The following is a 26937-nucleotide window of genomic DNA, read 5'->3' as shown; positions in this document are numbered from 1 at the left end:
CAGCTGGGGTGACCACGCACGCACCGCAGACATCGCAGTCGGTGACGCTGCCGGCTTCGCTCGACGAAGCCGTGGCGGCGCTGGGCGCCATGCCCGCCGCCGTGCCGGTCGCCGGGGGCACCGACCTCATGGCCGCCGTCAACAAGGGCCAGCTCAGGCCCGCCGGACTCGTCGGCCTCGGCCGCATCAACGAGATCCGCGGCTGGCGCTACCAGGACGGGCACGCCCTCCTCGGCGCCGGACTCACCCACGCCCGGATGGGACGGCCCGACTTCGCGGCCCTCATCCCCGCGCTGGCCGCGTCCGCGCGCGCGGCCGGACCGCCCCAGATCCGCAACGCGGGCACCCTCGGCGGCAATATCGCCACCGCGGCGCCGACGGGCGACACGCTGCCCGTCCTGGCCGCCCTGGAGGCGGACCTGATCATCGCGGGCCCCGGCGGCACCCGGCGCGAGATCCCGGTCTCGCACCTTCTGGCGGGCCGCGAGATGCTCGCACCGGCCGAACTCATCGGCTACGTACGGGTGCCCCTGCTGCACGCCCCGCAGGTCTTCGTGAAGGCGACCGGGCGGACCGGCCCCGGCCGCGCCACGGCGTCCGTCGCGGTCGTCCTGGACCCGCAGCGGCGCGGGGTGCGCTGCGCGGTCGGCGCCATCGCGCCGATGCCGCTGCGCCCGCTGGAGGCCGAGCGCTGGATCGCCTCGCTGATCGACTGGGACGGCGAGCGCGGGCTCGCGGGAGAGGCGCTGGCGGCCTTCGGCGAGTACGTCGCCGCCGCGTGCATCCCCGACCCGGAACCCGCCCCGCAGGGCGAGGAGCAGCAGGTGCTGCCGCCCGCCGTACTGCATCTGCGGCGCACCGTCGCCGCGCTGGCCCGGCGTGCACTGGGGAGGGCACTGTCGTGAGCAACGAGGAGAACCCGCACGGGCACCCCGCCGACCAGCAGGGGCACGCGCAGCAGCAGGAATTCCCGCCCGACCCGCAGGGATTCGTGCCTCAGCAGCAGGGATTCCCGCCCGGGCACGGGGGCTGGCAGCCGACCCCCCAGGGGGAGTACGACGCCGAGGCCACGGCCTTCGTGCAGCTGCCCCCCGAGGACACGCTGCACGCCGCGCCGCTGGAGGCGCCCGGCCACGGCTATGTGCCGCCGATGATCCTGCCGCTGACGCCCGCCGCCGAACCGCAGATCACGGGCGGCGGCTGGCACGGACACACCGGGCATCCCGACCCCGCGGCGCACCCCGGCCACACCGGGCATCCGGCGCAGGGCGCCGGTGAGCACGACCCGCACGCCACGGGCCAGTGGGTGTTCTCGGAGGCCGAGCAGCAGCCGCCGCCCCCCATGGATGTGACCGGGCAGTGGACGATCCCGGTCGCGCGGGGGGACCTGCCGGAGGAGACGGGGGAGTTCACCGCCTCCATGCTCCAGAGCCAGTGGAACTCCGCGCCCGCGACCCTGCCGGGCGGTGCGCCCGCGCCGTGGGCCACCGAGCCCCCGGCGACCCTGCCCGGAGGCGCGCCCGCGCCCTGGGCGCAGGACGCGCTGCCCGAGGCACAGCAGCCGGAGGCCGGGACCGGGCTCCAGGAGCCGGCCGTGACCGCTCCGGCGGAGCACGCCGAGCCGGTGGGGCCGGCCGCCTACGCGGACCAGGCACACCAAACAGAACAAGCTGAACAAGCAGCACAGACAGAACTGACGGACCAGACAGAACAGACCGAGTACGCGGAACAGACCGACTACACCCAGCACACCGAACACGCGGCGCGGCCGGAGGCCGTGGAGCCGCATCCCGAGCACGCCGGGCACGACGGGCATGCCGAGCACACCGACCGTCCGGAGTACGCCGACCACCCCGGGCACCCGGAGCAGGCGGAGCACGCCCCGTACGCCGAGCCCGTGGAACACCCCGGGCACACCGAGCCGGTGGCGGCCCCGGACCTCGTGGCCGCGGAGCTCCCGGACGCCGTGGCGGAGCCCGCCGTGGCCGCCGGTCCCGCGGAGCCCGCCGTGGCCGGGGAGCCGGAGGCCGTCCCGCCCGCCGGTGAACAGGCGCCCGAGCCCGAGCCGGAGCCCGCCACCCTGTCCGCGCCCGCCGACGAGGCCGCGCCCGCGCCCGGGTCCGCCGCCGAACCGGCTCCGGAAGCGGGCGGGGTAACCGCGCCGGAGGCCGGCCCGGACTCGGATTCGCCACCCGGCACCGCGACCACGGCCGTGAGCGACGCCTCGGCCGTGACCGACACCGTGAACGTGCCCGACACCGTGACGGAGTCGCCCGCAGAGCCCGGGGCCGAGTCCGGGCCCGGTGCCGAATCCGAGTCCGGGCCGGCCCCCGCGGACCCCGCCCCGGCCGACGGGCCCGCGCCCCACGCCGCGGACGACCCGGCGGACGCGCCTCCCGGGCAGACCGCCGCCGTACCCGCCCCGGTCATCGAGGAGCACCCGCCCACCTCGTACGTCCTGCGGGTCAACGGCACCGACCGGCCCGTCACCGACGCCTGGATCGGCGAGTCCCTGCTGTACGTCCTGCGCGAGCGCCTCGGCCTCGCCGGGGCCAAGGACGGCTGCTCCCAGGGCGAGTGCGGCGCCTGCAACGTCCAGGTCGACGGCCGGCTCGTCGCCTCCTGTCTGGTCCCCGCCGCCACGGCCGCCGGCACCGAGGTCCGTACGGTCGAAGGGCTCGCCGCCGACGGCGAACCCTCCGACGTACAGCGGGCCCTGGCGGCCTGTGGAGCCGTCCAGTGCGGCTTCTGCATCCCCGGCATGGCGATGACCGTCCACGATCTGCTGGAGGGCAACCACAGCCCCACCGAGCTGGAGACCCGCCAGGCCCTGTGCGGCAATCTCTGCCGCTGCTCCGGTTATCGCGGAGTGCTGGACGCCGTACGGGACGTGGTCGCCGAGCGCGAGGCGAGCGCCGCCGCGGCGGCCGAGTCCGGCGAGTCCGGCCGCCAGGAAGCCCGGATCCCCCACCAGGCGCCCCCCGGCGCCGGTAGTGTGCAGCCCCACCCGCATGACGGAGGCATGGCGTGAGCAACGACGCGGCCACCACCGCGACGCCCCGGACGTCCGACTCCCCCCGGCCCGAGCAGCCCGCGCACGGCCTCGGAGCCTCCCTCCCTCCTGCCGACGCGCGGGCCAAGACCGAGGGCACGTTCCCCTATGCCTCCGACCTGTGGGCCGAGGGGCTGCTGTGGGCCGCCATCCTGCGCTCCCCGCACCCCCACGCCCGGATCGTCTCCGTCGACACTTCCGGCGCGCTGGAGATGTCCGGCGTACGGGCGGTCGTCACCCACGAGGACATCCCCGGCGACACGGCCTACGGCCGGCGGATCGCCGACCGTCCCGTCTTCGCCTCCGATCTGGTCCGCCACCACGGCGAGGCCATCGCCGCCGTCGCCGCCGACCACCCCGACACGGCCCGCCTCGCCGCCGCGGCCATCGCCGTCGAGTACGAGGTGCTCGAACCGGTCACCGACCCCGAGAAGGCGTTCGAGGCCGAACCCCTCCACCCCGACGGCAATCTGATCCGCCACATCCCCCTGCGCTACGGCGACCCGGACGCCATGGGCGAGGTCGTCGTCGAGGGCCTCTACCGCATCGGACGCCAGGACCCGGCCCCCATCGGCGCGGAGGCCGGACTCGCCGTGCCGCGCCCGGACGGCGGGGTGGAGCTGTACGTCGCCTCGACCGACCCGCACACCGACCGCGATCTGGCCGCCGCCTGCTTCGGGCTGGCGCCGGACCGGGTCAAGGTCGTCGTCACGGGCGTGCCCGGCGCGACCGGCGACCGCGAGGACCCGGGATTCCAGCTGCCGCTCGGTCTGCTGGCCCTGCGGACGGGCTGCCCGGTCAAACTGACCGCCACCCGCGAGGAGTCCTTCCTCGGCCACGCCCACCGCCATCCCACCCTGCTCCGCTACCGCCACCACGCCGACGCCGAGGGCCGTCTGGTCAAGGTGGAGGCCCAGCTGCTGCTCGACGCGGGCGCGTACGCGGACGCGTCCTCCGAGTCCCTCGCCGCCGCCGTCGCCTTCGCCTGCGGACCGTACGTGGTCCCGCACGCGTTCATCGAGGGCTGGGCCGTCCGTACGAACAACCCGCCGTCCGGCCATGTGCGCGGCGAGGGCGCGATGCAGGTGTGCGCCGCGTACGAGGCCCAGATGGACAAGCTCGCCGTCAAGCTCGGCCTCGACCCCACCGACATCCGGCTGCGCAATGTGCTGGCGACCGGGGACATCCTGCCCACCGGCCAGACGGTCACCTGCCCGGCCCCTGTCGCCGAACTCCTTGAGGCCGTACGGGACTTCCCGCTGCCGCCGCTGCCCAAGGACTCGCCCGAGGACGACTGGCTGCTGCCGGGCGGCCCGGAGGGCGCGGGGGAGCCGGGCGCGGTCCGCCGCGGGGTCGGCTACGCCCTGGGCATGGTCCATATGCTCGGCGCGGAGGGCGCCGACGAGGTCTCCACCGCCACGGTCAAGGTCCACGACGGTGTCGCCACGGTCATCTGCGCGGCCGTCGAGACCGGTTCCGGCTTCTCCACCCTCGCCCGCCAGGTCGTCCAGGAGACCCTCGGGATCGACGAGGTCCATGTCGCCTCCGTCGACACCGACCAGCCCCCGGCCGGTCCGGCGGCCCACGGCCGCCACACCTGGGTCTCCGGCGGCGCGGTCGAACGGGCCGCGAAGATGGTCCGTACGCAGCTCCTCCAGCCCCTGGCGCACCAGTTCGGGATGTCGACCGAGCTGCTCCAGATCGCCGACGGCAAGATCACCTCGTACGACGGTGTGCTGTCCGTGACGGTCACGGAGGCGCTGGACGGCAAGGAGCTGTGGGCCACCGCCCAGTGCCGCCCGCACCCCACCGAGCCGCTGGACGAGTCGGGGCAGGGCGACGCCTTCGTGGGCATGGCGTTCTGCGCCGTACGCGCGGTGGTGGACGTGGACATCGAGCTCGGCTCCGTCCGGGTGGTCGAGATGGCGGTCGCGCAGGACGTGGGCCGGGTGCTGAACCCGGCCCAGCTCGCGACCCGGATCGAGGCGGGTGTCACGCTCGGTGTCGGCACCGCCCTCACGGAGAACCTCCGTACGGCCCGCGGTGTCATCCGCCGCCCCGATCTGACCGGTTACGCGCTGCCGACCTCGCTCGACGCTCCGGACATCCGGATCGTGAAGCTCATCGAGGAACGGGACGTCGTCGCCCCCTTCGGCGCGAAGGCGGCGAGCGCGGTCCCGGTGGTGACCTCCCCGGCGGCGGTCGCGGCCGCCGTCCGCGCGGCGACGGGCCGCCCGATCAACCGCCTCCCGATCCGCCCGCAGGCGGCGGTCGCACCGCCGAACGTCTGAGCCCGGCCCCGGGGCGCGGGGCCGCTCGCCGAAGGCCGTCCGCCGGAGGGCCGCCGGGAATCAGGTGGAGACTCCGTCGCCGCCTCCCGTAGCGTCCTGCCATGACCGACCCCCTGCGCTCCGCCGTCGTCCTCGTCACCGGTGTCATGGCCTCCGGGAAGTCCACGGTCGCCCAGCGCCTCTCCGAACGGCTTCCCCGGGCCGCGCACATCCGTGGGGACGCCTTCCGCCGGATGATGGTGTCCGGCCGCGCCGAGATGACCTTCGACGCGGGGGAGGAGGCCCTGGAGCAACTCCGGCTGCGCCACCGTCTCTCCGCGACGGCCGCGGACATCTACGCGGAGGCGGGCTGGACGGCGGTGGTCCAGGACGTCGTCATCGGCCCCGAACTGCCCGCGTATCTCTCCCTGGTCCGCACCCGCCCCCTGTACGCGGTCGTCCTCGCCCCGAGCCGTGAGGCCGTCGCCGCCCGTGAGGCGGCCCGCCCGAAGACCGGCTACGGCGCGGGCTGGACGGTCGCCCGGCTCGACGCGGTGCTGCGCGAGCAGACGCCGGGAATCGGTCTGTGGCTGGACAGCAGCGATCTGACACCGGACGAGACGGTGGACGCGATCCTCGCGGACCTGGACGAGGCGCGTATCGGTGAGGCGCGTATCGGCGAGGCGTCTATCGGGGAGGGAGGGGCCCATGGCGGCGGACGGGTGTGACCGGCGGCGGTGCGACGTACACCGGCCGCGCGTGCGGCTTGGGCCGCGGCTCCCGGCCGGACCGCGAACCGGCGCCGGGACCCCGCGTACGGGAACCCCCGGGCACCCGTCCGGAGAGGGACGGGCACCCGGGGGCCGGGTGGAGGCCGTGACCGGAATCGAACCGGCGTGCCTCGCTTTGCAGGTTTGTCTGTGCTGGTCAGGGCGTGATCCGCACTCGTTCACCAGCGTTCAGACTCGTACGAATGCCGCGTCTGAAGAGGCGTGGCGAACGAACCCGCACGACCCCGCACGACGGTGAACGAGACGGAAACTGAGACGGCCGTGCCCTCCCGCGAGGGCGCGGCCGTCGACCCTCTGACGGAAGGTGGCCGCGTGGAGGCTCGCTGGGAGGGGGAAGTTCAGCAAGGGCATGCGGGCCACGCTCAAGGTGCGATACAAGATGACCATGGTCAAAGTGCTCGAATCCCTGATCTCTGAGCAAAGAAGACAGGTTGGGCGGCAGGACTCGGCAGCCTCGGTGCGATCCGCCTTGAGGCTGCCAGCCTGGGGCTCATCTAGGTAGCGAACGGGCGCGGCGATTCGCCCGTTGCGGAAGGTCTCACGAAGGGCTATTTGCGGTGAAGCTATTTATGGACGAGTCAGGAAACGGAAATACCTCCCAGCCGCTGATCGTTGGCGCGGTTGAACTGGGTGAAGATGCAGATGACATAGAGGAGAGAATTCGGGATTTGCAAAAAAACCTATGCGCGAGGAGGAGCTTGGCCGGACTTCCCAGCTTCGAAGAGTTTCGTAAGAATGGTTTTCACAGCTCGACCGATCCTCTAGAGGTCTCCGGCCCATTTCTAGAGCTCATGCGGACCATCTTCTTTAGGGCATACATGGTCGTCACTGATCGAACGAATGTTCCTGGCGACGCGGAATTCGAGCAAATCGAGTTCATGTATGCAAAGTTGTTGAGTGATCTATCGCTCCGGCATCGCCATGAACCCGAGTTGCTTTGCTATATAGAGCAGAGCGAAGGCATGGCGTCGATTATTCGCCGACTTCCCCATAGTGTCGTCAGGCAGGCCTGCAGAACGACCGGTAAAGTCGCACCGTTGCCGCAGCTGAATATCACAATGGTCGCCAAGCATGATTACATGTCTACGGCCATTATCGACTATGTCATGGCGGCCGTAAGTAGATGGCTCCAAGCAGGCTGTACTACGAACCCGAAAGACTGGCCCTATAGAGCATTCCGTGCCATTGAACCGTCCATTTCTCTGCTCTATTCGTTCGAGCATGGTCGCATCTCTAGTCGAAAGGACCCCCTTCATTGATGTATGATAAGATTGAGTAGGGGGTAGGGTCGTGGTCAATGTTGTGCGCGAGTTTGCGTGCGTTGCATGATAGCCCTTCCACGGGAGTGCGACCCTACCCCCTGACGTCCCAACTCGGGGGGGCTAGTGCCGTACTTGGTGGATGATCTGGCGGAGCAAGCCGACGTATCGGTTGAAATTCTGGAATGGCTATCCCTGAATCTTCCTGCGAGCGCCGGGAAGCTCTACGGTCAGCGGATATTTCGGAAGAGGCACGGCGGAATACGGGAAGTATTCGAGCCGAAGCCGCCATTCGATGCCGTTAGCAAGAATTTGCATCGGAGCTTTACGAGCCTGTTCTCGTATGAGGTTCCCGGTCATGTTCACGGATTTGTTCGCGGGCGTTCTACGATCAGCAACGCCAGTCAGCACCTAGCGAAAAAGTGCGTATTGCGCATGGATCTTGAGGATTTCTTTCCGTCGATTGACGCCGCAACAGTAAAGGGTTTGCTGCAAGAGCAAGGTTACGAGGGGAAGGCTGTGGACCTTGCCGTCAATCTTGTTACTATCGGCGGCAAACTACCAATCGGACTGAGTACGTCGCCCCTATTTTCCAATTTGGTCTTCCTGGGTACAGACCACCTCCTTGCTGAGTATGCGCGGTCGGAGGGCCTGTCCTTTACGCGCTATGTGGACGATCTAACATTCTCTGGCGACGTTACCGACCGCCACGCAGCGGATATCGCTCGCATTCTCGACGGCGCTGGCTGGTCGGTAAACACGCGCAAGACCGCATTCATGCGCCGCGGTGGTCCCCAATACGTTACCGGCTTGTATGTCGGGGAATCGGACAAGCCGCGGATTCCGCGTAAGGTAAAGCGTGAGATGCGCTGGATCTTGCACGTGATATCGAGATTCGGCTACGAAAGATATATGGCAGAGTTCGGCGGCGAGGACAAGGGGATGCATCGGCGTCGACTGTTGGGCTGGGCATGCTATATCGCCGCAGTCGAACCAGATGTGGGATACCCACTACTGCGAGCATTCGAGCAACTTGTTCCGGAGGGGGATGAAGAGGACCAATACGACCTGCCCTAGCCGACGGACACATCAGGTCGAGCGGCGAGGAGGTAGGGGCGCCCAGATCCGCGTTTGACGCAGCCGTGCGACCCTTGGCAGCGAGCGATGGAGAGATGCGAGAGGAGCGTAAGTGCCGGAGGCCAGTCCACGCGGAACCTACCTGGTCATTGCGGAGACGCTGCGAGGCGAGATTCAGGCGGAGCAGGGTGGCGACACGTTGCCGTCAGAGGCCCACTTGATGGACTTGCACGGCGTCTCCCGGAACACGATCCGTCGTGCGCTCAAGGTTCTCGAAGCTGACGGGGTTGTCGAGTCTGCTCCCGGGATTGGGTGGCGCGTGGTCCGGGGAGGTGACCGCCGGTCGCTCTCGGAGCGCATGGCGGACGTGATCGCGGAAGATTCACTGTCGGTGGGGGACACGTACCCATCTGAAGCGAAGCTGTGTGAGCGGTTCAGCGCGTCCCGGACCGCTGTGCGCCGTGTTCTTGCCCAGATGGAGGGGAACGGCTTGCTCGCCACCGTGCACGGTAAGGGGCGTACCGTGCGCGCCCTCCCGTCTCCCACCGCCCGGCCGTAGTCTTGGCCGCCATGGGACTGACTGAGTGGGCGTACACGCTCTCTGAATCGCTGCTTTCCGATCCGCTACCGCGTCGGTGGGCGCACTCCCTCGGGGTCGCCAAGCGCGCCCGTTCCTTGCGCCCGATCCTGGGAGACGACGCGGAACTGATGGAAGCCGCCGCGGTGCTGCATGACGTCGGATACTCGCCGGCCGTCGCGGCCACTGGATTCCATCCGCTGGACGGAGCACGGTTCCTCAGGGATCAAGAGGGCGCGAATGAGCGGGTCGTTCGCCTTGTGGCGCATCACTCCTGTGCCTTGCTCGAAGCGGAGGAACGAGGGTTGAGGCAAGAGCTTGAGGTGGAGTTCGAGCTGGAGCGCCCCGACCTGGTCGACGCCTTGCTGTACTGCGACATGACGACGACGCCGGACGGGACACAGACGACGCCTGCTGAGCGGCTGGATGAGATCGTGCGGCGATACGGCCCCGACACGATCGTTGGGCGGTTCATTCAGCGCGCTGCACCTGAGATCCATGCAGCGTCCGAGCGTATCGGGGAGCGGATGGCACGAGTCTCGGTCGGCGGTCAGCCGATGTAGGGTTCTCGCCGCGCGTCGTCGAGACCGTGCCTGATGCGCAGCATCATCGAAGGGTGGATGTCCAGCCCGTCAAGGTCCGCCGGATCAATCCAGCGGACCTCTTTCGATTCGCTGCTTGTCCGTAGGGAACCGCCGACTGGGTGGGCTCGGAAGCAGATGGAGAACTGTTGCCGGACTTCGCCGTCGTCGTACGCCAAAACGTGCTCGGGGTCGGTGTAGAGCCCGACGATGTTGTCAACCTCAACGTCGATACCGGTCTCTTCCCGTACCTCACGAACAACCGTCTCCGCGATGCGCTCGCCGATGTCGTGACCGCCTCCCGGCAGGGCCCAGAGGTCATTGTCGGTCTTGTGGATAAGCAGCAGCCGCCCGGCGTCGTCTTGAACTACCGCCGTCACCGAGGGGACCACCGAGTTGGCCCTTGGAGCGTTCGGGTCCCGGAAGTAGTCGATCCGGCTCATCAGCGCGTGCCCTTCCAATCGGCAGGTGAGGAGATCGTGCGGGCTGATTCCCACACCCTCTCCACGCTCTCAGCGTAGGCGTCGAAAAGTTCACCGCCGGGGACGCGCCGTAGATGGAGCACCGGAGCCATGTAGGCGCCGACCCCGTAGAGGTGGCCATTCGCCAGCATCTCGTCATCGGCCCGGTAGATCGAGTTGTAGAGCGTGGTGCGGTGCAAGCGGAACTCGACACCCGGGAGACCGAAGAGCGGGGCGTAGTTGATGAGGGCGTTGCGAATCTTGCCCGCCATGGCGGCCCCGATCCCTTCGTCCTCGCCCCTAACCGCCACCGCAGGTGAATCGGGTTCTCCCAGGATGAAGCGGATGGGTACTCCGTTGGCCGCCTTCTCCTTCACGATGCGATGAAACGTCGCGTCCTCGGTGAGCCAGAACCCCGAGTACACCAGAACGTCGAACCGTCGGGTCGCCTTGGAGTACAGGTTCGTCCAGAGAGTCTGCATCACGACGGAGCGATGCGGATACAATCTGACCAACTCCGCGTTCCCGGAGGCTGTCACTTCGGCCGATGTCCGTTCGTCCGGCCACAGGTACGAGACTTCGCACTTCAGAAGTGAAGCTGTCGCGTACTGGAAGCGACGATACGGCTTTCGGTCCGGGTCGTTGATCCAGCGTTCGACCGTCTTGGCCGAGACGCCGAGACTGGCGGCCACCTCGTCCATAGTCAGGCCCAAGTCGACGATCGCGCCCCGTAGTCGCTCGTTCGCCACTTCCAACCCCCGTTCCTTCAGGACGACTTGGTACGACTTCACGCTAGCCAAGAACTACCTGAGTCGTACAGGTGCGGGGTCGAACGTCGCCGTCGCTGGCGCCACCCTGTAGGTACATCGAGCGCAGGGGAGCGCGAACTCCAACAGCCGAAAGGCTTGACGGGGCGTACTCTCCTCTGCAAGATGAGGGACAAGTGATACATGTTCCTCTCGATCGGGTCGCTTCGTCGACCCGGTCGAGCGCACGGCAAGGGGCCCGGGACAGAGCGGGCCGAGGGACCCGGACCCCTGGTCAACCGGAGGGCTGAGACCGAAAGGTCACATCTCCATATGCCTGAAACGGGAGCCCGTGTTCCCGAAGGAGATACGCACCACTGCTTGCCGTGCCGGACACAAGTCCGGCCTGGCAGGCACTGCATCACCTGTGCGCGAGCGCACACGGTCCGCGATCTCCTCGCTCAACGGGGAGATCGCGGACCGTGGCCGCTCGACACCGAGAGGTCAAAACAAGTGCGGCACCCGGGTTGCCCCCCGGATGCCGCGTACAGGCACACCTGATGTGGAGGTCACCTGTGGTGACGAGTTTGTCAGATGTACGGGCGGATCATCCGGGGGATTCGGAGGGTCCGCGTCCTCACCCGGTTCCGCCGCCGCCGTTGCCCCGCCGGAATCCTGGGGGGGCGCTGTGACGTGCTGCGGACGGCCCATGCAGCAGCAGGGCGAGCAGATGGTGTGCGGGAAGTGCGGCGCGTGGGTCCAGGGCGGTGCCCGATGACGATCCTCGACCCCGCTGCCAGTGAGGCCCTGCGCCGTGCTGAGGCTGCCCGTCAGGCTGCCGAGGCGGCTCGCCGGGCCGCTGAGGCGCAGAGGGCGGCACGCCGCTGAGCCGCTGAATCACCCCTTCTACCGCCCCGATGGTCGCAGGCCGGGTTCGACTCCCGACCGGGGCACTCACACCCTTCTGTCCTTGAACGGCGCGCGGCCCCGGTGCTCGAACACCGGGGCCGCTGGTTTGGGCCGTTCCCATCCTGCTGAGGAGTTCTGACCCATGAAGTCCATCGTTGCTGTTCGGGCGGTTGTTACCGCCCCTGATTCCGGCCCCGACCGGGAGCCGACCGGTGTGGAGCTGGAGGCGATCGAGCGGGAGATGCCGCTCATCGACGCGGAGATGGCGCTGTTGGACGCGCAGATCACCGCGATCGACCGGCCCGCCATGTTGCTGGACTGCCGGCGGATCCGCCGGGCACGTCGCCGGGTCCTGGCCGCCCGGCGGGCGCTGGCCAACCGGTCCGCCGACACCGTGACGGGCACGCCGGGGGGTGCGGCATGAGCGCTCCCACTCTGGGGGAGCTGAAGGCTCCGCTGCTGGTCCTGCGGATGCTCGCGGTGGAGTTCGCACACCTTCCGGCCCCGTGCGTGTCGGTGTCCGCGGTCTACCCGAACCGGCTGGACCTGTCCGTCCACGACGACCTCACCGCGTTCGAGGCGTGGCGCGAGGCACTGGGGCTCGCGCCCGAGTCCGTGAGCTACCACGAGCAGAGCGACGGCCGCACCCGCGTCCTGGAAGCACAGACGCAGTACGCCGGGGCACAGCTTCACCTCACCGGATACGCCAAGGCTCCTGCTCCTGCTCGGCCGGTGTACCTCGCCGGAACAGGGGGTGGGGGGTGAGTACGGCGACGGACTACCGTGCGGAGCGGCGTGCGGATCACGCCGCTGAGGCTGAGCAGCGGCGGTTGGACGCTGTCGCGGCTGATGCGCGGCGTGCGGAGCGTGAGCGGGTTGCCGATGAACGGGCGGCACGCCTGCGGGAGCAGCAGCGTGCCGGCCGGGTGGAGCGACGGGCTGAACGGGCGGCGCGGCGCGCGCAGGCGTGGACGCCGGGCAACATCTACCGCACGGGCACGCTGGCTCTGGTGGTGGCGTCGGGGCTGGCGTCGCTGCCTGCGCAGGTGCTGCACTTCGTGCACATCTCCCCGATGCTGCTGCCGCTGCCGTTCGCCCTGGAGGGCGCGGCATGGGTGATGGCCGCCGGGGTCGCCTACGCCGACCACCGGGGCCTCTCAGCCGGGGTGCGGTGGCTGCTGCGCGGGTTCGTCGTCGCTGCTGCCGGGTTCGCTGCCAGCATCAACTACTCCTACGGCACCACTCTGGCGGGCCTGTCCCCTGCGGAGGCACGGACCGCCGGTCTGGGCCTTGCAGCGGTGACGCTGCTCGGTCCGCTTCTGTTCGAGATCCGGCAGTGGGTCTCCACCCTCGCCGCGTCAACGGGCGGGCCCGAGGACCGGGAGCGCAACAAGCACACCCGGAGGCGGCGGCGCCATCACCGCAAGGTCGCCCGGATCGCCGACCGACTCATGTCCGCCGCCCCGCATGGAACGCTCCCGGCCGAGGACGCGTGGGAGCGGGCCTGGACGATTGTGTACGGCGCCGGTGAGCCCGGGATGACGCCCGACCTGCACCGCCGCGCGGTCAAGTCGGCCGCCGCACTCACTGCCGCCCAGAACCCTACGCAAGCGGCCCGAAAAGGCAGGAAAGCGGTTCAGACGACTGTGGAACGGTCGATGTCTGATCTGCACCAGTCGACCCCCGACCGGCCCGCCGTGGTGCCTGCCGAGTCGACCCCCGCACCGGTCCCGGTCGACCCGGCTCCGGTCCGGGCGGTTGCTGCGGTCGACTCCGGCCCGCGCCGGTCGACCGGCCGGGTTCCTGAGTCGGCCCGCACCGCCCGACCGGCCCGCACACCCGACCAACTGCTGTCCGAGGCCCGGTCGGTTACTGCCGATTGGCCGGACGCTGCTCTGACGGCTGAGGCGATCCGTAAGGCGGTGCGGACGTCGTCCGCGAACGGGCGCACCCTGCGGGACGTGCTCCGGGCGGAGCGCGACGGCAACGCCGTTACTGGTTCTCGTCAGTCTGACGTAACGGTGGTGGCGGTGTGATGTCCCCGGCGTTCGGCAAGTGCTACGACCCGACCGGCGCGCTCCACGGGATACCGACGTTCCCATGGCGGTACGCCCCGGACGGACTGGCGACGCGCCGCCAGTTACGGGCCCGCGGGTTGCGGCCGGGCGGGCAGGAGATCGCCGCTCAGGTCATGCGCGGCAGCCGGTACGGCGGGGTGCGGGTTGCGTTCCTGTACCGGATCGACCGGGCGAAGCCGGTGCGGCCGATGACCCCGGCGAAGTGGGGTGCGCTCGCGCTGGCGATGCTCGCCCGGCGTACCTGCCCCGCCTGCCGCCGGGATGCCGGATACGTCATCCCGGCATCGCTCGGCACCTGCGTGCCCTGCGCCGACCCCGGGGAACAGTGCCCTTCTTGATCAGTCCGGTTTCGCAGGGGCCCGACCGCCGACTTTCCACGGCTTGCGGTCGGGCCCCTCTTACTCCCGTGAAGGAGCAGATCCATCGTGACGGAAACAACCCGCATTCCGCCCCCCGACGGGGCGGGCAACGCTGAGGGAACAGCCGCTGTGCTGCCGTTTCCAATGAACAAGACACCCGAGACGGCGGTTTCGGGTGAGGTGAAGCCGGGGGAGTGGGAGGCCCAACTCCCCGACACCGACGACCCGGAGGCCGAGGGACTGAGCGAGGGGGCGCCGGTCGACCCGCCGCGCGAGGTCTACCCGCCCTCGGTCGCGGATTGGATGGAGGCCAAGGACAACGCTCGTATGCCGGTGCTGCCGGACTGGGTGAAGCTCCCTGACCAGCGCACGGCGGTCCGCAAGTGGGCCATCCGGCACTACTCGGCTGTGGCCGGCTATCACGCGGTCCGGCTGCCGCTGGTCTACACGCCGAAGATCTGCGTGTACTCGCCGCGCGGCGCGTGGCGGTGGTCGACCGCGATCGGCCGATGGGTGTTCGACGCGGAGGGCAAGAGGCTGCGGCTCGCCTCCGTGGCCAACGAGGACGCGGCGGAGTACCTGAAGCTGTCGCGGCAGCGCAACGACCGCGTCCGGCTACGGGGGATCGTGGCGGTGATCGCCGGTTTCGTCGGTCTGGCCGCCGCGCTGACCCTGTACGTCATGGCGCCGTCGTGGCTGCTCATGCTGGCCATGGCGACGCTGACCACCACCCTCGGTGTGGTCGGGGCGCCGGCGGACCGGCCGCTCATCGACATGGCCAAGGTGACGTTCCGCAAGCGCAAGCTGTCCTCGGACATCGTCATCCGCGCACACGAGGCGGCCGGGCTGACCACCAAGGATCAGACGATCGCCTTCCCGCGCCCGATTGGCCGGGACGGGGACGGCTGGCGCGTGATCGTGGATCTGCCGTACGGCAAGACGTTCGAGGACGCGATGAAGGCTCACGCCCGCCTCGCCTCCGGTATGGACATCGCCCCCACTCAGCTCTTCCTCGACAAGGACGAGACGAGCGGCCGACGGGTGTCGTACTGGATCGCCGACCGTGACCCGCTCGCCGTCCCGTCGGGCAAGTCGCCGCTGCTGGGGGCGACGCGGGTGGACTTCTGGAAGCCGTTCCCGTGGGGTGTCGACGAACGCGGCAACCCGGTCATGGCCACGATGCTGTGGCTGTCCCTGCTGGTAGGCGCCGTGCCGCGCCAGGGCAAGACGTTCTCAGCCCGCACGATCGCGCTCGCCGCGGCGCTGGACCCGTACGTCAGGCTGTACGTGTTCGACGGGAAGGCGTCGCCGGACTGGCGCACGTTCGCCAAGGTCGCCCACCGCATCGGTTTCGGCATCGTTCCGAAGAACGGGGTCGACCCGGTTCAGCACCTGCTGACTTCGCTGCGGGAACTCAAGGCGGACGTCGAAGACCGGTACCACCGACTGTCCGAACTGCCGCTGCACGTCTGCCCGGAGGGCAAGCTCACCCCGGAGATCAGCCGGGACAAGAAGCTGAACATGCCCCTCACGCTGTTCGTGGTGGACGAGGTGCAGGAGTACCTGACCCACCCCGAGCACGGCAAGGAAATCCTGTCCCTGATGGTCTACCTAGCCCGGGTCGCCCCGGCCGTCGGTGTCTCCGTGATGACGGCGACGCAGAAGCCGGACGACAAAGCGTGCCCGTCTGAGCTGCGTGACCAGCATCAGGCCCGGTTCGCCCTGCGGGTCGGCGCCTACCAGGTGTCGGACACGATCCTCGGTGCGGGGTCGTACTCGGAGGGGTTGGACGCGTCCAAGCTGCTGAAGTCCCACAAGGGCGTTGGTCTGCTCAAGGGCATGTCCGACGACTTCGGGATCGTGCGCACCTACCTCGCCGACGGCCGCGACGCCGAACGTGTCCTGACCAGGGCCGCCGCGCTGCGCGAGGCAGAGGGGACCCTGTCGGGTGACGCGGTCGGTGAGGTACCGGCGGCGGAGACGTCCGCGACGATCCTTGACGACGTCGCGGCCGTACTCGGCAAGGGCGAGACCAAGGCGTGGTCGGAAGCGATCGTGGACCGGCTTGCCGACCTGCGCCCGGACGTCTACGGCCCGTGGGCGGAGCTGGAGCCCAAGCCCAAGGCCGAGGCACTCACCGCCGCACTCAAGCCGCACGGCATCGGCACGATGCAGATCAGCCGGCGCATCGACGGCGAACAGGTCAACAAGCGCGGCATCAAGCGCGACGACATCGCCACCGCGATTACGGAGCGCAACAAGAAACGGGACGCCGGATAGGTCTCGCAGCCTGCTACCGGTAGTGGCAGACGTTGCTACCGGTAGCAACCCTGCTAGCGACCGAAACCGCCCCTGATCAGGCTGCTAGCACGTAGCGGCCGACCTGCGGAAACCCCCTTCAACCCCTCTGGGAGGCCCCTGATGAGCCTTGCTGTGCTCGCTACCGCATTCCTCCTGTTCATCACCCTCGGTTACGTCATCAAGTGCTGGCTGAGTCCGTTCGGGGACTGCCGCAAGTGCGACGGCATGGGCCACGGCTTCAAGACCGACCGCAAGGGCAAGACCAGGCGCGGCAAGGACTGCCGCCGCTGCCAGGCGACCGGCAAGCGCATACGCGTCGGCCGCTGGGTCTACAACCGCGCCGCGCGCACCTACCGCGCTGGCACCCGCTGACGCCCGCCTTGGAGGCCCCGTGACCCTCACCATTCCGCTCGTTCTGCTGCTCGCCGTCGGCGTCGTGCTGCTGCTGCGGTTCAAGGCCGTGGGTGCAGGTGCGGCCATGGCCATTGCGCTCTTCGGCTTCTACCTCGCCCACACCGGCGCGGCCGACACCGTAAACCAGCTCGTCACCGCCTTCACCGACGCCCTGCCAGACGTCGGCCGCTGACCCGAAGGGAGAGCAGCACAGTGAACGAACCCACCGCGTACGGCCGTCCGGCTGGACACGAGACGGCTGCCGTGGAAGTCCACACGCCCACCCCGATCGCCCCGGCGTACATCGCCCCGCTCATGCCCGTGCAGCCGGGCACGATCCCGGCCGTGGCGAGCGTCGTCCTTCCCGACGGCCGCGTCGTCACCGGCTACGCCATCGAGCCCGCCAAACCCGAACCGGTGGTGGCCAAGCCGGCCGTCTCCCGTGCTGCGGTGAACATCGGGCTCGGGGGCGTGGGGTTCCTCGCCGTGTGCGGCGGACTGCTCATGCTCACCGCCTTCATCACCGCCCTGACCGCCCTGGTCACCCAGCTTGTCATCCTCGCCGCCGTCGTATTCGGCGGATGGATCGCCGTGCAGGTGTTCAGTGCGAGCGGCCACGGCGGCGGAACGACGGTCAACATCCGCAAGGCCGTCATCAAGCGCAACAAGTTCTACGGCTGACAAAGGGAGATCAACACCCGTGATCCGACCGCGCATTCAGGTCGCCCACTGGCCCCGCCGGGCCCTGGTCTTGACCGACACACCCCGCCCCGACTGCCGCGACTGCGACGGCGAAGGCGGGTTCGAGTACGACTACGGCGACCACAACGGCGAGTACGCCGGCACCGACTGGGAGCCCTGCGACTGCTGGAACGAGACCCGCCGGTGGCTCCTGATGCCCTTGCCGCGGCTGCCCCGGTGGCTGCGTCGCCGCGACATCGGCCGTGACCCGTGGGGGCCCGGCGGCTACAGCGACGAACCGCCCTTCTAGCTCTTCCCGTGGGCGGCGGCACTCCCGGACAAGGACAGCCCGCCGCCCACGGTCTCCAATCCCGACGTAGCAGAACAGGAGACCTACAGCATGACACTTGACTGCAAGGCCCAGCTCCCCGCCGACTGGAACCACCCGGACGGGGGCCACCTGCGTACCGCGCTGCAACTCGCCGCGACCGGCGTCCCGGTCCTGCCCCTGCGGCGGGGCAAGGTCCCGTTCGGCAACTGCCGCACGTGCAAGGGGAGCGCGTGCGGTGGGCGGCCCAATATGAAGGCGGCAGGTTCCTGCCGGTGCCCCGCGCCGTGCCACGCGTGGGCCGCCGCGACCACCGACCCTCACATCCTCATCTCGCCCGCGTGGGCACCGGCGTGGCGTGAGGCGGTGGCGGTCGCCTACCACCCCGGCGGGGCCGGGCTGACGGTCGTCGACCTGGACAACGTGGCTGCCATCGCATGGGCCCGTGAGACCCTGCCCGCCACCCGCACGGTGCCGACGACGCGGGGTGAACACTGGCTGTATCGGGGCGCCATGCCGTCGTCGAACGCGGTCCGGTCCGGTGTCGACATCAAGTCCCTGTCGCAGTACGCCCGCTGGCTCGGTCCCGGGGCCGGTCGGATGGCGGTTCTCCCCGCAGCCGTGCGCGCCCTGATGGTGAAGGAAGAGACCACCCCCGCCCCGGGGGAGGTGGCATCTTCCCTTCCCGTCCGCGTCGCGTGGGGCCGGTCGGTGGCCACCGGATGTCGCCATACCGAGCGCTACGTTCGGACCGGCCTTGATCGTGGCCTCGCCCTGGTTCGGGCTCGCGCCGAGTCCGGCGCCGGTTCTCAGGCGTTCGGGGTCGCGCGGTTCCTCGCCGCACAGCACACCAGGTGCCCCGGACCGTGCGAACTCGTCGCGATCGGTGAAGAGATCGTGTCCGCTGCCGTCCTGGTGGGCGTCCCGGAGACCTACGCTCGCCGCGCGGTCGCCAACGGCCTTGAGGCGGCTGTGGAGCGCACGGCATGAACAAAGCATCACGAACCCCTTTGAACGGCTCGGAGGGCGCCGTTCACAGCGCGCCACAGATGGCCATGGGCGAACTGAAGGTCGTCGCCCGTAAGGGCGTCCTCTCTGTCGTTGGCTCTGACCTGCACCTCACCACCGCGAAGGGGAGGGCCGCCGCATGACTCCACAGCCTGTGGGCGGCCCGGACCTGTGGGCCGGGCTGCCCGTCCTGGAAGAACCGCCCGGGGAGAACGAAGCGGCACCGGACTTGTGGGAGGACCCCATTCCCCTCACTGGTCGGCGTGAGCGTCCACCGTTCCCCGCCCACGTCCTCCCTGCCTGGTTGGGGGAGTTCGTGGCGGCCGTTGCGGAGGAGACGCAGACCCCGGTGGACCTCGCCGGTTCGATTGCTCTCGCCGTGCTCGCCACGGCGGCCGGCGGTCGGTCGGTGGTCCACGTGCGGGGGAACTGGCGTGAGCCGACCAACCTCTACACGGTGGTTGCGCTCCCGCCCGCCAACCGAAAGTCCGCCGTCTTCGCTCTGTTGACCAACCCCCTCTATGAGGCGGAGAAGCAGCTCAAGACCGCCATGCAGCCGGTCATCGTCGAAGCGGAGCTGACGGCCCGACTGGCCAAGGAAGCGGCGGACAGGGCCGCTGCCAAGGCCACCTCCGCCGAAGGTAATAAGCGGGATGAGATGGTGGCGACCGCTGTGGGCCTCGCGCAGACGGCCGACACGCTCACTGTCCCCGCCGAACCGGTCCTGTTGGCGGACGACTCGACACCGGAGACGGTGACCTCGCTCATGGCGGAACAGGGCGGGCGGCTGTCGGTGATGAGCGCCGAGGGCGGCATCTTCGACATCATCGCGGGCCGCTACTCCGGCGCCCCCAACATGGAGGTCTTCCTCAAGGGGCATGCCGGGGACCGGCTGCGGGTGAACCGGCAGACCCGGCGCGAGTACATCGACGCCCCCGCTCTGACCATCGGCCTCGCCGTCCAGCCGGACGTGCTGAAGGACATCGGGAAGGTGAAGGGGTTCGAGGGACGCGGACTGCTGGCCCGCTTCCTGTACTCCCTGCCGACTTCCACGGTCGGGGACCGCGAGATCATCACCGACCCGGTCCCCGAGACGATGGCCGCCACCTACACCGCGCGGGTCATCGATCTCGCCCTGTCCCTGGCGGAGTGGACCGACCCGGCCGTCATCCAGCTCAGCCCGCAAGCGGACGCGGCCCTGATCGCCTACCAGAAGCGCATTGAACCGCAGCTCAAGGCACGCGGCGGAATGCTGGGCCACATTTCCAACTGGGCCGGAAAGCTCGCCGGGGCGACCGCCCGCATGGCCGCGTTGCTGCACCTCGCCGAACACGGCGGCAATGGCTACGCCCACCCGGTCACCGGGGACACCATGGGCGCGGCGATCGAGCTGGGGGAGTACTACACCGCCCACGCCCTCGCCGTGTTCGACGTCATGGGCGCCGACCCCGTCCTGTCCCGCGCTCGCAGCGTCCTGGAAGCGCTGAGGGACAACCGGTGGGATGACGTCAGCCGACGGGACGTCTTCACGGTCCTCTCTCGCAGCGAGGTCCCCACGGTCGCCGACCTTGAACCCGCCCTCGCGTTGCTGGAAGACCACGGATACCTACGGTCCTACCAGCCCGAGCGCACCGGCAAGCGCGGACGCCCACCGGCACCCCGCCTACTGGCCCACCCCGCCCTGTCGCAGGGCGGCCGGTGACGCGGTCGACGCGCACAAACCGTCCCGCACAAACCGCGAAATCCGCGATAACCCCCGGACACCCTCGCTGACCTGCGACGCGCCCTCGCCCCACCCCGGCCGGGGGCCGCGTCGCACAATCCCGCGATATTCCGCAAAAAACCGAGTACCACCCCGCCACCGGGGTCGGTCGACGGCCGCCCCTGATTTTTGCGGAATATCGCGGGTTTCTGCGGAGCGCAGTCCATCCCCGCCCGTACACCGAATCACTGCAGGTCGGCAGCCATCCCCGGCTTTTCTGCGGATATTGCGGTTTGTGCGGCGGCACCTGCCCATGAACTCAGCCCCACAGGAGCGAGCCTTGGACGAACACGACAACCTCGCGACCGCTGCCGACGACATGACCCTTGTCCTTCTCAAGGTCGAAGAGGCCGCCCGCCGACTCCGCATCGGCCGGACCACGTGCTTCGCCCTCATCCGCACCGGCGAACTGGAGTCGGTCATGATCGGCGGCCTCCGCCGCGTCCCTGCCGACGCCCCGGCCGCTTACGTGACCCGACTTCGCACCACCCAACGCGCTGCTTGACGACGTCCGGGGCGGCGGCACTCCCGGACAGGACAACCCGCCGCCCCGGTCCCCATCCCGACACCACGAAACAGGAGCCTGCCTGTGGCAGAGGAAAAGAAGAAGCGCACCCGACAGCCCAACGGCCGTAGCTCGATCTACTTCGGCAAGGACGGCAAATGGCACGGCCGCGTGACCGTCGGCATCCGCGACGACGGCAAGCCCGACCGCCGCCACGTCGAACGCAAGACCCGTGCTGAAGTGACGGCCGCGGTACGCGAGTTGGAAAAGCAGCGCGACGCCAAGACCGTGAAGAAGCCGGGCAAGGCGTGGACGGTCAAGGCATGGCTGACTCACTGGATTGAGAACGTCGCGCCCCTCGCCGTCAACGACAACACCATGGTCGGGTACGGCGTTGCGGTCCGGAAGCACCTCATCCCCGGCTTGGGCGCCCACCGTCTCGACAGGCTCAATCCTGAGCACATTGAGGCGTTCTACGCCAAGATGCAGGCCAACGGCAGCAAGTCCGCGACCGCCCACCAGGTGCACCGCACCTTCCGCACCGCCCTCAATGAGGCCGTGCGGCGCGGCCATCTCGGCAAGAACCCCGTTCAGTTGGCCAAGGCCCCGAAGACGGGGGAGTACGAGGTGGAGCCCTACAGCGTCCAAGAGGTTCAGCGACTGCTCAAGGCCGCTGACCAGCACCGCAATTCCGCCCGGTGGGCCGTGGCCCTCGCCCTCGGGTTGCGCCAAGGGGAAGTGCTCGGTCTGAGGTGGGATGACGTGGACCTTGATGGTGGGTTCCTTGTGGTCCGGCGTAGTCGACACCGGCCGCAGTACGCCCACGGGTGCGTGGACCCCTGCGGGCGCAAGGCCGCCGGATACTGCCCGCAGAGGCGACGCACGAACCCGGAGTTGGCCACTACCAAGTCCCGCGCCGGGCGCCGCGCCGTCGGCGTCCCCGAACAGCTCGTTGACCTACTCCGTGCCCACCTCAAGGCACAGGAAGGGGAGCGGGCAGCGGCCGGGAAGCGCTGGGAGGAGAACGGGTTGGTCTTCCCGGACGAACACGGGCGTAGCCCGTCCCACCGTCGGGACTGGGCCGAATGGAAGGGGCTTCTCGCGGAGGCGAGCGTCCGGGACGGCCGTCTGCACGACGCGCGCCACACGGCCGCGACGGTTCTACTCATCCTCGGCGTCCCCGAACGCGCGGTCATGGGCCTCATGGGGTGGTCGACCACCGCCATGGCCGCCAGGTACCAGCACATGGTGGACGCGGTGCGCGCTGACGTCGCGAGGCAGGTGGACAGTCTGATCTGGAAGCCCGAGACGGACCGGCCGGACGATGACGACGACAGCGCGACTGGCGTGCTCGTACCGGCCGACTGAGACGGGAACTGAGACGGACGGACAAAAGGGCGGCACCAACGAAGCGGTGCCGCCCTTTCCTTTGCCTGGTCAGGCAGGTGGAGGCCGTGACCGGAATCGAACCGGCGTGCCTCGCTTTGCAGGCGAGTCCCTCAGCCACTCGGGCACACGGCCGTGGGTTTCTCCACTGCTCCGACCGTAGGCACCCGGGCCCCGGGTGCCAAGGGATCGCCGGGTGCCGCAACACGACTGCCATACGGCGTTCACAGTCGTACGACCTTGGAACCAGTCGTCCGTACGACCAAGGAACCAGTCGCTTCCCCGTCCAGCGACAGGTTTCACCTGGATCTACGCCCCTTACCCTTGGCCCATGACCGCCCTCGAACCCCGTGACGCCGACGCCGGTGTCGCCTCGCCGACAGCCGACCCCGCCCCGACCGGCGCGGCCGGCGGTCCCGGAGGTCCCGGCGGTTCCGGCCGCGAGGAGGGCGGGATACTCGGGCGGAGCCACCGGGCGCTCAGTGTCGGGATCATCGCCGTCGTCCTGCTGATCGCCTTCGAGGCCACCGCCGTCGGGACCGCGATGCCCGTCGCGGCACGGGAGCTGAACGGCATCGGCGTGTACGCCTTCGCGTTCTCCTCGTACTTCACCACCAGCCTCTTCGCGATGGTGCTCTCGGGGCAGTGGGCCGACCGGGACGGACCGCTGAGGCCGCTGGCGACCGGGATCACGGCCTTCGGGGCCGGACTGCTGCTGTCGGGCACCGCGGACACGATGTGGATGTTCATCCTCGGCCGGGCGGTGCAGGGCCTCGGCGGCGGACTGGTGATCGTCGCGCTGTACGTGGTCATCGGGCGGGCCTACGAGGAACGGCTGCGGCCCGCCATCCTCGCCGCGTTCTCCGCGAGCTGGATCATCCCGTCGGTCGTGGGGCCGCTGGCGTCCGGGACCGTCACCGAGCACCTGGGCTGGCGGTGGGTGTTCGTCGGCATCCCCGTGCTCGTCGTCTTCCCGCTGGCGCTCGCGCTGCCCGCGATCCGGCGGATGGCGTCCGGGCCCGCGGACCCGGACGCGCCGAGGGCGCCGTTCGACGCGCGGCGGATACGGCTGGCGCTCGGGATCTCGCTGGGCGCCGGGCTGCTCCAGTACGCGGCCCAGGACATGGCGTGGCTCTCCCTCCTCCCGCTGGCGGCGGGCGGCGCGCTGCTGGTGCCCGCGGTGCTCGGGCTGCTGCCGAAGGGCACCTACCGGGCCGCCCGGGGGCTGCCGTCCGTGGTGCTGCTGCGCGGGGTGGCGGCCGGGTCCTTCATCGCGGCCGAGTCCTTCGTACCGCTGATGCTCGTCACCCAGCGCGGGCTGTCCCCGACGGCGGCCGGGCTCTCCCTGGCGGTCGGCGGCGCGACCTGGGCGCTGGGCTCGTTCCTCCAGTCCCGGCCGCGCCTGGAGCCCCACCGGGAGCGGCTCACCGTGGCCGGCATGATCCTGGTCGCCGTGGCGATCCTGGCCGCGCCGGCCGTACTGATCGACGCCGTGCCCGCCTGGATCGTGGCCGTCGCCTGGGGGATCGGCTGCCTCGGCATGGGCATGGTGATCGCCTCCACGAGCTTCCTGCTGCTGAAGCTGTCCGCGCCGGAGGAGGCGGGCGCGAACTCCGCGTCGCTCCAGATCTCCGACGGCCTGTCCAACGTCATCCTCCTCGCGGTGGGCGGGGCCGCCTTCGCCGCGCTCGGCGGCGGCTCGGTCGCGGGCCACGCGACGGCCTCGGCGACGGGTTCCCACCCGGCGGCCTTCGCGGCGGTGTTCCTGCCGATGGCGGCGGTGGCGCTGGTGGGGGCGTGGGTGGCGACGAGGGTGCGCGTTCCGGAAGCGCGGTGACACCGGCTGGTACCGCGCGGTACCGTTGACTCATGGCTGGTCTGAATGTCAGGTTCACGGAAGAAGAGCTCCAGGCCCTGCGGGAGCGTGCCGAGGCGGAGGGCCGGAGCATGCAGTCCTTCGCGCACGACGCCGTCGTCAGGGCCGTCAACGAACACGCGCGGCTGTTCAACGAAGCAGCCGACCATGTGCTGAACGTGAGCGAGGAGCTGAACCGGAGGCTCGCCTGATGCAGTACCTGACGCTTCCCGAACTGCTGAACCTCGCGGAGCGGCTCGGGACGCCGGACGTCCGGGACTACGGCCTTCTCGACTCGGCACTCGCGCGGCCCCAGTCGAGTGTCTTCGGCCAGGACGCTTACCCGGATGTCTGGCACAAGGCCGCGGCGCTGATGGAGTCCATCGCCCGCAATCATGCGCTCGTCGATGGGAACAAGCGCCTCGCCTGGTACGCGACCTGGGTCTTTCTCCATATGAACGGCCATCCGCTGGACGCGGCCTTCGACGTGGACGCGGCCGAACAGTTCGTTCTGGAGGTCTGTCAGGGCGAGCGCGATGTGCCCGAGATCGCGGCACGGCTCCCCCTGTTCGCGCGCTGACACCGAGAGGCGACAGCCAGCCCGTGTGAGCTCCCTCGCACATCCGATCGGCGCGGCCCCGTCCGGACCGGTCCCGCGCGATCACACCGGTAGGGTGGCCCGGTTGTCATATCCGTGACTCTCAGCCCCGCCCGGACGACCGCCGAACCGGAGACCGTGACTACTACCGCCTCCCACTCCCACCATCTGTCTCCCGCCTTCCCCGGCCGCGCCCCCTGGGGCACGGCCGGCAAGCTGCGCGCCTGGCAGCAGGCGGCCATGGAGAGATACCTCCAGGAGCAGCCGCGCGACTTCCTCGCCGTCGCCACCCCCGGCGCGGGCAAGACCACCTTCGCGCTCACCCTCGCGTCCTGGCTGCTGCACCACCACGTCGTGCAGCAGGTGACCGTCGTCGCGCCGACCGAGCATCTGAAGAAGCAGTGGGCCGAGGCGGCGGCGCGGATAGGGATCAGGCTGGACCCCGACTACAGCGCGGGACCGCTCAGCAAGGAGTACCACGGGGTGGCGGTCACGTACGCCGGTGTCGGCGTACGGCCCATGCTGCACCGCAACCGCTGCGAGCAGCGCAAGACGCTCGTCGTCCTCGACGAGATCCACCACGCCGGGGACTCCAAGTCCTGGGGCGAGGCATGCCTCGAAGCCTTCGACCCGGCGACCCGGCGGCTCGCGCTGACCGGCACGCCCTTCCGGTCGGACACCAACCCGATCCCCTTCGTTGCGTACGAGGAGGGGAACGACGGCATCCGCAGATCCGCCGCCGACTACACCTACGGCTACGGCAACGCCCTCGGCGACGGTGTCGTGCGGCCCGTCATCTTCCTCTCCTACAGCGGCAACATGCGCTGGCGCACCAAGGCGGGCGACGAGGTCGCGGCCCGCCTCGGCGAGCCGATGACCAAGGACGCGATCTCGCAGGCCTGGCGCACCGCGCTCGACCCGCGCGGCGAGTGGATGCCGAATGTGCTGCGCGCGGCCGACCAGCGGCTGAGCGAGGTCCGCAAGTCGATCCCCGACGCGGGCGGCCTCGTCATCGCCACCGACCAGGACTCGGCACGCGCGTACGCCAAGCTGATCCGCGAGATCACCGGGGCGAAGGCGGCCGTCGTCCTCTCCGACGACTCGGGCGCCTCCCAGCGGATCGACGACTTCAGCGAGGGCGACGACCGGTGGATGGTCGCCGTCCGGATGGTGTCGGAAGGCGTCGACGTACCCCGCCTCGCCGTCGGGGTGTACGCCACCACCATCTCCACGCCCCTGTTCTTCGCACAGGCCGTGGGCCGTTTCGTCCGGTCCCGGCGGCGCGGCGAGACGGCCTCCGTCTTCCTGCCGACCATCCCCATGCTCCTCGGCTTCGCCAACGAGATGGAGGTCGAGCGCGACCATGTGCTCGACCGGCCGAAGAAGGACGGCGACGAGGACCCGTACGCCGAGTCCGAGAAGGAGATGGACGAGGCGAACCGGGAGCAGGACGAGGACACCGGCGAACAGGACATGCTGCCCTTCGAGGCGCTGGAGTCCGACGCCGTCTTCGACCGGGTGATGTACAACGGCGCCGAGTTCGGCATGCAGGCGCACCCCGGCAGCGAGGAGGAGCAGGACTACCTGGGCATCCCCGGGCTCCTCGAACCCGACCAGGTCCAGCTGCTGCTCCAGAAGCGCCAGGCCCGGCAGATCGCGCACAGCCGCAAGAAGCCCGACGCCGAGGCCGATCTGCTGGAACTGCCCGCCGAGCGGCGCCCGGTCGTCTCCCACAAGGAGCTGCTGGAACTGCGCAAGCAGCTCAACACGATGGTCGCCGCGTACGTCCACCAGAGCGGGAAGCCGCACGGAGTCATCCACACCGAGCTGCGCCGGGTGTGCGGCGGGCCGCCGAGCGCGGAGGCCACGGCCGGTCAGATCCGGGAGCGGATCAAAAAAGTGCAGGAATGGGCGACCCGGATGCGCTGACTTCGCCGCCGCACCGGCCCGCGCGTGCGAC

Annotated in this window: 28 protein-coding genes and 1 tRNA gene; 26 read left to right on the top strand and 3 right to left on the bottom strand. The window is 69.7% G+C overall.

Going from position 1 to position 26937, the window contains the following annotated elements; genetic code table 11:
• The first annotated feature begins 8 nt into the window (after nucleotides 1-8).
• The 8 genes from ACFYT4_RS17950 to ACFYT4_RS17915 all read left to right on the top strand — a co-directional run bounded on the left by ACFYT4_RS17950 (nucleotide 9) and on the right by ACFYT4_RS17915 (nucleotide 9589).
• On the top strand, nucleotides 9-905 hold the full coding sequence (locus ACFYT4_RS17950) for an FAD binding domain-containing protein (protein ID WP_389269464.1): 897 nt from the start codon (nucleotides 9-11) through the stop codon (nucleotides 903-905).
• The gene (locus tag ACFYT4_RS17945) at nucleotides 902-3031 is read left to right on the top strand and encodes a 2Fe-2S iron-sulfur cluster-binding protein (protein ID WP_389269462.1); all 2130 of its coding nucleotides are present in this window, start codon (nucleotides 902-904) and stop codon (nucleotides 3029-3031) included. The genes ACFYT4_RS17950 and ACFYT4_RS17945 overlap by 4 nt, the downstream gene beginning before the upstream one ends.
• A complete protein-coding gene (locus ACFYT4_RS17940; RefSeq protein WP_389269460.1) occupies nucleotides 3028-5343 on the top strand; it encodes a xanthine dehydrogenase family protein molybdopterin-binding subunit in 2316 nt (771 codons plus the stop codon). The genes ACFYT4_RS17945 and ACFYT4_RS17940 overlap by 4 nt, the downstream gene beginning before the upstream one ends.
• 101 nt (nucleotides 5344-5444) lie before the next feature.
• Nucleotides 5445-6050: an AAA family ATPase gene (locus tag ACFYT4_RS17935; RefSeq protein ID WP_389269458.1), complete on the top strand. Its 606-nt coding sequence runs from the start codon at nucleotides 5445-5447 to the stop codon at nucleotides 6048-6050.
• 620 nt (nucleotides 6051-6670) lie between these two features.
• Entirely contained in the window at nucleotides 6671-7372 is a 702-nt protein-coding gene (locus ACFYT4_RS17930) for a hypothetical protein (RefSeq protein ID WP_389269456.1), read from the top strand.
• Between the two features lie 138 nt (nucleotides 7373-7510).
• Nucleotides 7511-8449: a reverse transcriptase family protein gene (locus tag ACFYT4_RS17925; RefSeq protein ID WP_389269570.1), complete on the top strand. Its 939-nt coding sequence runs from the start codon at nucleotides 7511-7513 to the stop codon at nucleotides 8447-8449.
• Between the two features lie 112 nt (nucleotides 8450-8561).
• Nucleotides 8562-9008 carry a GntR family transcriptional regulator gene (locus ACFYT4_RS17920; RefSeq protein WP_389269454.1) on the top strand — a complete coding sequence of 149 codons (447 nt, stop codon included), beginning with the start codon at nucleotides 8562-8564 and terminating at the stop codon, nucleotides 9006-9008.
• Nucleotides 9009-9019: 11 nt separating this feature from the next.
• On the top strand, nucleotides 9020-9589 hold the full coding sequence (locus tag ACFYT4_RS17915) for an HD domain-containing protein (protein ID WP_389269452.1): 570 nt from the start codon (nucleotides 9020-9022) through the stop codon (nucleotides 9587-9589).
• Here the strand turns inward: ACFYT4_RS17915 and ACFYT4_RS17910 are convergent.
• Entirely contained in the window at nucleotides 9577-10050 is a 474-nt protein-coding gene (locus ACFYT4_RS17910; RefSeq protein WP_389269450.1) for an NUDIX domain-containing protein, read from the bottom strand. The two genes, ACFYT4_RS17915 and ACFYT4_RS17910, sit on opposite strands and share 13 nt — an antisense overlap.
• Entirely contained in the window at nucleotides 10050-10817 is a 768-nt protein-coding gene (locus ACFYT4_RS17905) for a helix-turn-helix domain-containing protein (protein ID WP_389269568.1), read from the bottom strand. Before ACFYT4_RS17905 ends, ACFYT4_RS17910 begins: the two co-directional genes overlap by 1 nt.
• Before the next feature lie 1048 nt (nucleotides 10818-11865).
• Here ACFYT4_RS17905 and ACFYT4_RS17900 point away from each other — a divergent pair.
• From ACFYT4_RS17900 to ACFYT4_RS17835, 14 genes are all read left to right on the top strand, one after another.
• Nucleotides 11866-12147 carry a DUF6284 family protein gene (locus tag ACFYT4_RS17900; protein WP_389269448.1) on the top strand — a complete coding sequence of 94 codons (282 nt, stop codon included), beginning with the start codon at nucleotides 11866-11868 and terminating at the stop codon, nucleotides 12145-12147.
• Nucleotides 12144-12488, top strand: a complete 345-nt coding sequence (locus tag ACFYT4_RS17895) for a hypothetical protein (RefSeq protein ID WP_389269446.1) — start codon at nucleotides 12144-12146, stop codon at nucleotides 12486-12488. Before ACFYT4_RS17900 ends, ACFYT4_RS17895 begins: the two co-directional genes overlap by 4 nt.
• Nucleotides 12485-13759, top strand: a complete 1275-nt coding sequence (locus ACFYT4_RS17890; protein ID WP_389269444.1) for a hypothetical protein — start codon at nucleotides 12485-12487, stop codon at nucleotides 13757-13759. The genes ACFYT4_RS17895 and ACFYT4_RS17890 overlap by 4 nt, the downstream gene beginning before the upstream one ends.
• Nucleotides 13759-14139 (top strand): RRQRL motif-containing zinc-binding protein, encoded by a 381-nt coding sequence (locus ACFYT4_RS17885; protein WP_389269442.1) that lies wholly within the window; start codon nucleotides 13759-13761, stop codon nucleotides 14137-14139. The genes ACFYT4_RS17890 and ACFYT4_RS17885 overlap by 1 nt, the downstream gene beginning before the upstream one ends.
• Before the next feature lie 165 nt (nucleotides 14140-14304).
• Nucleotides 14305-16440, top strand: a complete 2136-nt coding sequence (locus ACFYT4_RS17880; protein WP_389269440.1) for a cell division protein FtsK — start codon at nucleotides 14305-14307, stop codon at nucleotides 16438-16440.
• 141 nt (nucleotides 16441-16581) lie between these two features.
• Entirely contained in the window at nucleotides 16582-16833 is a 252-nt protein-coding gene (locus ACFYT4_RS17875) for a hypothetical protein (RefSeq protein ID WP_389269438.1), read from the top strand.
• A 19-nt stretch (nucleotides 16834-16852) separates the two neighbouring features.
• Nucleotides 16853-17047, top strand: a complete 195-nt coding sequence (locus ACFYT4_RS17870; RefSeq protein WP_389269436.1) for a hypothetical protein — start codon at nucleotides 16853-16855, stop codon at nucleotides 17045-17047.
• Between the two features lie 20 nt (nucleotides 17048-17067).
• Nucleotides 17068-17535, top strand: coding sequence for a hypothetical protein (locus ACFYT4_RS17865; RefSeq protein ID WP_389269434.1), 468 nt, complete (start codon nucleotides 17068-17070; stop codon nucleotides 17533-17535).
• Nucleotides 17536-17554: 19 nt separating this feature from the next.
• Complete coding sequence (locus ACFYT4_RS17860) at nucleotides 17555-17845, top strand: hypothetical protein (RefSeq protein ID WP_389269432.1); 291 nt, start codon at nucleotides 17555-17557, stop codon at nucleotides 17843-17845.
• A 90-nt stretch (nucleotides 17846-17935) separates the two neighbouring features.
• Complete coding sequence (locus ACFYT4_RS17855; RefSeq protein WP_389269430.1) at nucleotides 17936-18853, top strand: bifunctional DNA primase/polymerase; 918 nt, start codon at nucleotides 17936-17938, stop codon at nucleotides 18851-18853.
• Entirely contained in the window at nucleotides 18850-19014 is a 165-nt protein-coding gene (locus tag ACFYT4_RS17850) for a hypothetical protein (protein ID WP_389269428.1), read from the top strand. The genes ACFYT4_RS17855 and ACFYT4_RS17850 overlap by 4 nt, the downstream gene beginning before the upstream one ends.
• Nucleotides 19011-20573, top strand: coding sequence for a YfjI family protein (locus ACFYT4_RS17845; protein WP_389269426.1), 1563 nt, complete (start codon nucleotides 19011-19013; stop codon nucleotides 20571-20573). The genes ACFYT4_RS17850 and ACFYT4_RS17845 overlap by 4 nt, the downstream gene beginning before the upstream one ends.
• 379 nt (nucleotides 20574-20952) lie before the next feature.
• Nucleotides 20953-21138, top strand: a complete 186-nt coding sequence (locus tag ACFYT4_RS17840; protein ID WP_389269566.1) for an excisionase family DNA-binding protein — start codon at nucleotides 20953-20955, stop codon at nucleotides 21136-21138.
• An 84-nt stretch (nucleotides 21139-21222) separates the two neighbouring features.
• Entirely contained in the window at nucleotides 21223-22506 is a 1284-nt protein-coding gene (locus ACFYT4_RS17835; RefSeq protein ID WP_389269424.1) for a tyrosine-type recombinase/integrase, read from the top strand.
• Between the two features lie 78 nt (nucleotides 22507-22584).
• Here ACFYT4_RS17835 and ACFYT4_RS17830 read toward each other — a convergent pair.
• Nucleotides 22585-22659 (bottom strand) — tRNA-Cys (locus ACFYT4_RS17830).
• 196 nt (nucleotides 22660-22855) lie between these two features.
• Here ACFYT4_RS17830 and ACFYT4_RS17825 point away from each other — a divergent pair.
• The 4 genes from ACFYT4_RS17825 (at nucleotide 22856) to ACFYT4_RS17810 (ending at nucleotide 26906) form a co-directional block, all read left to right on the top strand.
• Nucleotides 22856-24361 (top strand): MFS transporter, encoded by a 1506-nt coding sequence (locus ACFYT4_RS17825; protein WP_389269422.1) that lies wholly within the window; start codon nucleotides 22856-22858, stop codon nucleotides 24359-24361.
• A gap of 32 nt (nucleotides 24362-24393) precedes the next feature.
• Nucleotides 24394-24591, top strand: a complete 198-nt coding sequence (locus ACFYT4_RS17820) for an Arc family DNA-binding protein (RefSeq protein ID WP_389269420.1) — start codon at nucleotides 24394-24396, stop codon at nucleotides 24589-24591.
• On the top strand, nucleotides 24591-24959 hold the full coding sequence (locus ACFYT4_RS17815) for a type II toxin-antitoxin system death-on-curing family toxin (RefSeq protein WP_389269418.1): 369 nt from the start codon (nucleotides 24591-24593) through the stop codon (nucleotides 24957-24959). Before ACFYT4_RS17820 ends, ACFYT4_RS17815 begins: the two co-directional genes overlap by 1 nt.
• Before the next feature lie 156 nt (nucleotides 24960-25115).
• Entirely contained in the window at nucleotides 25116-26906 is a 1791-nt protein-coding gene (locus ACFYT4_RS17810; protein ID WP_389269564.1) for a DEAD/DEAH box helicase, read from the top strand.
• The last annotated feature ends 31 nt before the right edge of the window (nucleotides 26907-26937 follow it).

It is taken from the genome of Streptomyces sp. NPDC004609 (assembly GCF_042873655.1).
Lineage (GTDB): Bacteria > Actinomycetota > Actinomycetes > Streptomycetales > Streptomycetaceae > Streptomyces.
Note: the sequence above shows the minus strand (reverse complement) of the source record. Positions and strands in the feature narration are given on the sequence as shown.

Coding starts and splice junctions, on each gene's coding strand:
- ACFYT4_RS17910 (WP_389269450.1), bottom strand. CDS start 10,050: ATGAGCCGGATCGACTACTTCCGGGACCCGAACGCTCCAAGGGCCAAC.
- ACFYT4_RS17935 (WP_389269458.1), top strand. CDS start 5,445: ATGACCGACCCCCTGCGCTCCGCCGTCGTCCTCGTCACCGGTGTCATG.
- ACFYT4_RS17825 (WP_389269422.1), top strand. CDS start 22,856: ATGACCGCCCTCGAACCCCGTGACGCCGACGCCGGTGTCGCCTCGCCG.
- ACFYT4_RS17900 (WP_389269448.1), top strand. CDS start 11,866: ATGAAGTCCATCGTTGCTGTTCGGGCGGTTGTTACCGCCCCTGATTCC.
- ACFYT4_RS17880 (WP_389269440.1), top strand. CDS start 14,305: ATGAACAAGACACCCGAGACGGCGGTTTCGGGTGAGGTGAAGCCGGGG.
- ACFYT4_RS17875 (WP_389269438.1), top strand. CDS start 16,582: ATGAGCCTTGCTGTGCTCGCTACCGCATTCCTCCTGTTCATCACCCTC.
- ACFYT4_RS17885 (WP_389269442.1), top strand. CDS start 13,759: ATGTCCCCGGCGTTCGGCAAGTGCTACGACCCGACCGGCGCGCTCCAC.
- ACFYT4_RS17815 (WP_389269418.1), top strand. CDS start 24,591: ATGCAGTACCTGACGCTTCCCGAACTGCTGAACCTCGCGGAGCGGCTC.
- ACFYT4_RS17895 (WP_389269446.1), top strand. CDS start 12,144: ATGAGCGCTCCCACTCTGGGGGAGCTGAAGGCTCCGCTGCTGGTCCTG.
- ACFYT4_RS17845 (WP_389269426.1), top strand. CDS start 19,011: ATGACTCCACAGCCTGTGGGCGGCCCGGACCTGTGGGCCGGGCTGCCC.
- ACFYT4_RS17850 (WP_389269428.1), top strand. CDS start 18,850: ATGAACAAAGCATCACGAACCCCTTTGAACGGCTCGGAGGGCGCCGTT.
- ACFYT4_RS17840 (WP_389269566.1), top strand. CDS start 20,953: ATGACCCTTGTCCTTCTCAAGGTCGAAGAGGCCGCCCGCCGACTCCGC.
- ACFYT4_RS17915 (WP_389269452.1), top strand. CDS start 9,020: ATGGGACTGACTGAGTGGGCGTACACGCTCTCTGAATCGCTGCTTTCC.
- ACFYT4_RS17855 (WP_389269430.1), top strand. CDS start 17,936: ATGACACTTGACTGCAAGGCCCAGCTCCCCGCCGACTGGAACCACCCG.
- ACFYT4_RS17820 (WP_389269420.1), top strand. CDS start 24,394: ATGGCTGGTCTGAATGTCAGGTTCACGGAAGAAGAGCTCCAGGCCCTG.